1 tRNA gene and 3 rRNA genes are annotated in these 5,019 nt (G+C 49.9%); all 4 read left to right on the forward strand.

Annotated features, from left to right (window positions below):
* Positions 1–129 precede the first annotated feature (129 nt).
* Positions 130–1,675: ribosomal RNA gene (locus ACLNCP_RS09930) — 16S ribosomal RNA — on the forward strand.
* Positions 1,676–1,726: 51 nt separating this feature from the next.
* Positions 1,727–1,799: transfer RNA gene (locus tag ACLNCP_RS09935), tRNA-Ala, on the forward strand.
* Between the two features lie 125 nt (positions 1,800–1,924).
* A 23S ribosomal RNA gene (locus ACLNCP_RS09940) occupies positions 1,925–4,826 on the forward strand.
* Between the two features lie 76 nt (positions 4,827–4,902).
* A 5S ribosomal RNA gene (gene rrf, locus ACLNCP_RS09945) occupies positions 4,903–5,018 on the forward strand.
* The 16S, 23S and 5S rRNA genes sit together here with 1 tRNA gene alongside, the layout of an rRNA operon.
* Position 5,019 lies beyond the last annotated feature (1 nt).

The following is a 5,019-nucleotide window of genomic DNA, read 5'->3' on the forward strand; positions in this document are numbered from 1 at the left end:
AGTGACAAAGACCTTTGAAAACTGAACAAGACGAACCAATGTGCAGGGCACTACAACTAAGGTTGTAGTACTGAACAATGAAAAAAACAATAAATCTGTCAGTGACAGAAATGAGTGAGAACTCAAACTTTTAATGAGAGTTTGATCCTGGCTCAGGACGAACGCTGGCGGCGTGCCTAATACATGCAAGTAGAACGCTGAAGGAGGAGCTTGCTTCTCTGGATGAGTTGCGAACGGGTGAGTAACGCGTAGGTAACCTGCCTGGTAGCGGGGGATAACTATTGGAAACGATAGCTAATACCGCATAAGAGTAGATGTTGCATGACATTTGCTTAAAAGGTGCAATTGCACCACTACCAGATGGACCTGCGTTGTATTAGCTAGTTGGTGGGGTAACGGCTCACCAAGGCGACGATACATAGCCGACCTGAGAGGGTGATCGGCCACACTGGGACTGAGACACGGCCCAGACTCCTACGGGAGGCAGCAGTAGGGAATCTTCGGCAATGGACGGAAGTCTGACCGAGCAACGCCGCGTGAGTGAAGAAGGTTTTCGGATCGTAAAGCTCTGTTGTAAGAGAAGAACGAGTGTGAGAGTGGAAAGTTCACACTGTGACGGTATCTTACCAGAAAGGGACGGCTAACTACGTGCCAGCAGCCGCGGTAATACGTAGGTCCCGAGCGTTGTCCGGATTTATTGGGCGTAAAGCGAGCGCAGGCGGTTAGATAAGTCTGAAGTTAAAGGCTGTGGCTTAACCATAGTACGCTTTGGAAACTGTTTAACTTGAGTGCAAGAGGGGAGAGTGGAATTCCATGTGTAGCGGTGAAATGCGTAGATATATGGAGGAACACCGGTGGCGAAAGCGGCTCTCTGGCTTGTAACTGACGCTGAGGCTCGAAAGCGTGGGGAGCAAACAGGATTAGATACCCTGGTAGTCCACGCCGTAAACGATGAGTGCTAGGTGTTAGACCCTTTCCGGGGTTTAGTGTCGCAGCTAACGCATTAAGCACTCCGCCTGGGGAGTACGACCGCAAGGTTGAAACTCAAAGGAATTGACGGGGGCCCGCACAAGCGGTGGAGCATGTGGTTTAATTCGAAGCAACGCGAAGAACCTTACCAGGTCTTGACATCCCTCTGACCGCTCTAGAGATAGAGTTTTCCTTCGGGACAGAGGTGACAGGTGGTGCATGGTTGTCGTCAGCTCGTGTCGTGAGATGTTGGGTTAAGTCCCGCAACGAGCGCAACCCCTATTGTTAGTTGCCATCATTCAGTTGGGCACTCTAGCGAGACTGCCGGTAATAAACCGGAGGAAGGTGGGGATGACGTCAAATCATCATGCCCCTTATGACCTGGGCTACACACGTGCTACAATGGCTGGTACAACGAGTCGCAAGCCGGTGACGGCAAGCTAATCTCTTAAAGCCAGTCTCAGTTCGGATTGTAGGCTGCAACTCGCCTACATGAAGTCGGAATCGCTAGTAATCGCGGATCAGCACGCCGCGGTGAATACGTTCCCGGGCCTTGTACACACCGCCCGTCACACCACGAGAGTTTGTAACACCCGAAGTCGGTGAGGTAACCGTAAGGAGCCAGCCGCCTAAGGTGGGATAGATGATTGGGGTGAAGTCGTAACAAGGTAGCCGTATCGGAAGGTGCGGCTGGATCACCTCCTTTCTAAGGAAAAGGAACTGCGCATTGGTCTTGTTTAGTCTTGAGAGGTCTTGTGGGGCCTTAGCTCAGCTGGGAGAGCGCCTGCTTTGCACGCAGGAGGTCAGCGGTTCGATCCCGCTAGGCTCCATTGGTGAGAGATCACCAAGTAATGCACATTGAAAATTGAATATCTATATCAAATAGTAACAAGAAAATAAACCGAAAACGCTGTAGTATTAATAAGAGTTTATGACTGAAAGGTCAGAAAAATAAGGTTAAGTTAATAAGGGCGCACGGTGGATGCCTTGGCACTAGGAGCCGAAGAAGGACGTGACAAACGACGATATGCCTTGGGTAGCTGTAAGTAAGCGATGATCCAGGGATTTCCGAATGGGGGAACCCAACAGGTACTACCTGTTACCCGCATCTGTTAAGGATGTGAGGAGGAAGACGCAGTGAACTGAAACATCTAAGTAGCTGCAGGAAGAGAAAGCAAAAGCGATTGCCTTAGTAGCGGCGAGCGAAACGGCAGGAGGGCAAACCGAAGAGTTTACTCTTCGGGGTTGTAGGACTGCAATGTGGACTCAAAGATTATAGAAGAATGATTTGGGAAGATCAGCCAAAGAGAGTAATAGCCTCGTATTTAAAATAGTCTTTGTACCTAGCAGTATCCTGAGTACGGCGGGACACGTGAAATCCCGTCGGAATCTGGGAGGACCATCTCCCAACCCTAAATACTCCCTAGTGACCGATAGTGAACCAGTACCGTGAGGGAAAGGTGAAAAGCACCCCGGGAGGGGAGTGAAATAGAACCTGAAACCGTGTGCCTACAACAAGTTCGAGCCCGTTAATGGGTGAGAGCGTGCCTTTTGTAGAATGAACCGGCGAGTTACGTTATGATGCGAGGTTAAGTTGAAGAGACGGAGCCGTAGGGAAACCGAGTCTGAATAGGGCGAATTAGTATCATGACGTAGACCCGAAACCATGTGACCTACCCATGAGCAGGTTGAAGGTGCGGTAAGACGCACTGGAGGACCGAACCAGGGCACGTTGAAAAGTGCTTGGATGACTTGTGGGTAGCGGAGAAATTCCAAACGAACTTGGAGATAGCTGGTTCTCTCCGAAATAGCTTTAGGGCTAGCGTCGACATTAGAGATTCTTGGAGGTAGAGCACTGTTTGGGTGAGGGGTCCATCCCGGATTACCAATCTCAGATAAACTCCGAATGCCAATGAATTATGGTCGGCAGTCAGACTGCGAGTGCTAAGATCCGTAGTCGAAAGGGAAACAGCCCAGACCACCAGCTAAGGTCCCAAAATAATTGTTAAGTGGAAAAGGATGTGGGGTTGCACAGACAACTAGGATGTTAGCTTAGAAGCAGCTATTCATTCAAAGAGTGCGTAATAGCTCACTAGTCGAGTGACCCTGCGCCGAAAATGTACCGGGGCTAAAACAATTTACCGAAGCTGTGGATACCTTTATAGGTATGGTAGGAGAGCGTTCTATGTGTGATGAAGGTATACCGTGAGGAGTGCTGGAACGCATAGAAGTGAGAATGCCGGTATGAGTAGCGAAAGACAGGTGAGAATCCTGTCCACCGTAAGACTAAGGTTTCCAGGGGAAGGCTCGTCCGCCCTGGGTTAGTCGGGACCTAAGGAGAGACCGAAAGGTGTATCCGATGGACAACAGGTTGATATTCCTGTACTAGAGTATGTAGTGATGGAGGGACGCAGTAGGCTAACTAGAGCAGACGATTGGAAGAGTCTGTCTAAGCAGTGAGGTGTGAACTGAGTCAAATGCTTAGTTCTATAACATTGAGCTGTGATGGGGAGCGAAGTTTAGTAGCGAAGTTAGTGACGTCACACTGCCAAGAAAAGCTTCTAGCGTTTAAACATACTCTACCCGTACCGCAAACCGACACAGGTAGTCGAGGCGAGTAGCCTCAGGTGAGCGAGAGAACTCTCGTTAAGGAACTCGGCAAAATGACCCCGTAACTTCGGGAGAAGGGGTGCTGACTTTAAGTCAGCCGCAGTGAATAGGCCCAAGCAACTGTTTATCAAAAACACAGCTCTCTGCTAAATCGTAAGATGATGTATAGGGGGTGACGCCTGCCCGGTGCTGGAAGGTTAAGAGGAGTGCTTAGCGCAAGCGAAGGTATGAATTGAAGCCCCAGTAAACGGCGGCCGTAACTATAACGGTCCTAAGGTAGCGAAATTCCTTGTCGGGTAAGTTCCGACCCGCACGAAAGGCGTAATGATTTGGGCACTGTCTCAACGAGAGACTCGGTGAAATTTTAGTACCTGTGAAGATGCAGGTTACCCGCGACAGGACGGAAAGACCCCATGGAGCTTTACTGCAGTTTGATATTGAGTGTCTGTACCACATGTACAGGATAGGTAGGAGTCTATGAGATCGGGACGCCAGTTTCGAAGGAGACGATGTTGGGATACTACCCTTGTGTTATGGCCACTCTAACCCAGATAGGTGATCCCTATCGGAGACAGTGTCTGACGGGCAGTTTGACTGGGGCGGTCGCCTCCTAAAAGGTAACGGAGGCGCCCAAAGGTTCCCTCAGAATGGTTGGAAATCATTCGCAGAGTGTAAAGGTATAAGGGAGCTTGACTGCGAGAGCTACAACTCGAGCAGGGACGAAAGTCGGGCTTAGTGATCCGGTGGTTCCGTATGGAAGGGCCATCGCTCAACGGATAAAAGCTACCCTGGGGATAACAGGCTTATCTCCCCCAAGAGTTCACATCGACGGGGAGGTTTGGCACCTCGATGTCGGCTCGTCGCATCCTGGGGCTGTAGTCGGTCCCAAGGGTTGGGCTGTTCGCCCATTAAAGCGGCACGCGAGCTGGGTTCAGAACGTCGTGAGACAGTTCGGTCCCTATCCGTCGCGGGCGTAGGAAATTTGAGAGGATCTGCTCCTAGTACGAGAGGACCAGAGTGGACTTACCGCTGGTGTACCAGTTGTCTTGCCAAAGGCATCGCTGGGTAGCTATGTAGGGAAGGGATAAACGCTGAAAGCATCTAAGTGTGAAACCCACCTCAAGATGAGATTTCCCATGATTTTATATCAGTAAGAGCCCTGAGAGATGATCAGGTAGATAGGTTAGAAGTGGAAGTGTGGCGACACATGTAGCGGACTAATACTAATAGCTCGAGGACTTATCCAAAGTAACTGAGAATATGAAAGCGAACGGTTTTCTTGGTTTGAATAGATATTCAATTTTGAGTAGGTATTACTCAGAGTTAAGTGACGATAGCCTAGGAGATACACCTGTACCCATGCCGAACACAGAAGTTAAGCCCTAGAACGCCGGAAGTAGTTGGGGGTTGCCCCCTGTGAGATATGGAAGTCGCTTAGCT

The sequence above is a fragment of the Streptococcus sp. CL6.35 genome (genome assembly GCF_049737915.1).
In the GTDB taxonomy this organism is placed as follows: Bacteria; Bacillota; Bacilli; order Lactobacillales; family Streptococcaceae; genus Streptococcus.